This is a genomic window from Pelomonas baiyunensis (genome assembly GCF_043555935.1).
GTDB classification, from domain to species: Bacteria; Pseudomonadota; Gammaproteobacteria; order Burkholderiales; family Burkholderiaceae_C; genus Pelomonas; species Pelomonas baiyunensis.
The window spans coordinates 1-255 of the sequence record NZ_JBIGIB010000023.1 but is presented as its reverse complement, the minus strand read 5'-3'; the positions used below and the strand labels follow the sequence as shown (position 1 = coordinate 255).

The 255-nt window shown below is 58.0% G+C and carries 1 protein-coding gene; it reads left to right on the top strand.

The window, feature by feature from the left end; translation table 11 throughout:
• The coding region (locus ACG01O_RS22270) for a hypothetical protein (RefSeq protein ID WP_394387808.1) at positions 1 to 255 on the top strand (255 nt) is incomplete at both ends.

Here is a 255-nt window from a genome sequence, read left to right as displayed (position 1 = left end):
CAAGGTGCGGTGCCAGATGCTGAGTTGCGTGCCCGTCTTGAAGCCTTGATCACCGAAACCCAGAAACGCAAACCACCGAGCAGGGCCTCCCTGGTCCGCGAGGGATTGATTGATGGAATTCGCCCCGTGCGGTCGTTGCTCGTCGCCATTGCAAAGCTGCCCTGGCAGGCCACCGGCGAGCATCCTGCCATCGAGTACCTTGCCAAGCTGCAAGCTTTATATCTCAAAGGATCCAGAAAGCTGCCAGTTGAAGTG